The sequence below is a fragment of the Moraxella sp. genome (assembly GCF_024227015.1).
Classification (GTDB): domain Bacteria; phylum Pseudomonadota; class Gammaproteobacteria; order Pseudomonadales; family Moraxellaceae; genus Moraxella.
Genome location: NZ_JAAELD010000157.1, coordinates 1 through 1,796, shown reverse-complemented (window position 1 = coordinate 1,796; position 1,796 = coordinate 1). Strand labels below are relative to the sequence as shown.

Below are 1,796 nucleotides of genomic sequence, written 5' to 3'. Positions count from 1 at the left end.
GTAAAAGGGAAAAAAGGGAAAAAAGGATAAAAGATTAAAAAATCCGCGCAACCACACGACGACGAACAACACGAAAACCAGCGTAGTCGTAACGGCTGTCTGGGCTGCTCCTGCTACGGTAGGCAGCACGGGTGCCGCGGGAGTTGACGTACCACGAGCCACCACGCAGCACTCGGTAGTTCTCATTACCTCCCTCCAAGACACTCCCATCAGTAGGCGCACCTTTATAACTGTAATGCCAAAGATCAGCAACCCATTCCCAAAGATTACCCACAGTGTCATGCAAACCAAACGGATTCGCTTTAAAAGAACCTACTGGCGCAGTTTTTTTCTTATCCCATTGACTGCCGCAACCATCACAATTAGCCCTATTTTTACCAATTTCATTACCCCACCAATATTTTGTTTCCGTCCCTGCGCGGGCTGCATATTCCCATTCCGCTTCGCTGGGCAAGCGATATTCTTCACCGGTTTGTTCACTGAGCCATTCCGTATAAGCAACGGCATCATGCCAAGAAACGTTTATCACCGGGCGATTACCCCGTCCCCAACCTCTATCATTAGGTTTTTTTCTACCGGTTGCGTTGGCAAATTTATCATACTCCGCAAAAGTCACTTCATAGCGACCCATCGCAAATCTTTTGATAGAGACTTCATGGACGGGCTTTTCTCTTTCAGAACCCTGAGTGTCGCCCATGCGAAAAGTACCGGCAGGAATAACAACCATTTCTGGGCCATAGCCGCCGTCTTTCAAACGGTCACGGACTACTTTACCAGGTATCAACCAATTAATATTGTTGGTAACGAAGGTGAGTTGGTTGAACAAATCGTCGGCCCTTTGAGTCTGTTTGTTATCCGCAGCGGTGAGTCTGTGATCCACTTTGGTGATTTGTTCTGACAATTCGTTAGCCTTATTGGTGATTTGCTCCGACAAATCGTCAGCCTTTTTGGTAATTTGCTCTGACAATTCGCCAGCCTTTTGGTTCTGTTTCTTGTCCAACGCCGCTAATTGGTTTTCAAAATCAGCCTTCAATTCATTCATCGACTGATGAGACTGATAAACCAAACCCACCCCTAGCAACACCGCCAACAATGCCATTGCAACCATCGAGGCGGCATACCAACCTAATGACACATAACGTCGGATCGGTTTTTCTTCCTTATCAAGGCATTGTTCAACACGCTTCCAAGCAAAACTCAGTGGTTCCAAACCATCGCCAATCATCGAAAGCGAAAAAGTCGCTGACAATAACGTCGATACTGAATCCTTATAGTCCGAATCATCGGCCAGTTTAGGATGCGTTTTCAGGGCCACTAAACATTGACAATGGCTCTGCCAAAAAGCCAATGGGGTGATAATTGCTAAATCCGTTTGCCGCAACGCCAGCGATAACTCGGCTACTCGGCTATCACGATTCGCCAATATCGAAACCTGATTCATCACCTCGGAGGCTTGTTGCCATAATAGATGATGAGTCGCTAAACTCATCACCGGCGGAATATAATCGGCATCCCATTGTCCATCCTTCAATCGCCCAAGCGGTAGCCCGTCACCAGTTTTAACTAACTCATCAATACCTGCCTGCCAAGCTCGCCACTCTAGTTGGACTTGATACAATGGAAATTCGGGCAACGTCTCCCGCAGTGCATCAGGCATCGGAAATGGTTGAGCGATAGCGAATAAACCATTGTTTTCATTAGAATTATCATACAAAGGTATCTTGGTTTGGGCACACACCAATAATTTGCCAGTGGCTGTCACCGCGAGCAGTTCAGAAAGAGCGACAGACCCCTCT

1 protein-coding gene is annotated in these 1,796 nt (G+C 47.0%); it reads right to left on the bottom strand.

Going from position 1 to position 1,796, the window contains the following annotated elements; genetic code table 11:
• Nucleotides 1-34: 34 nt before the first annotated feature.
• Nucleotides 35-1,796: SUMF1/EgtB/PvdO family nonheme iron enzyme (locus GY683_RS03665; protein WP_297287460.1), on the bottom strand; the 1,762-nt coding region annotated here is incomplete at its 5' end.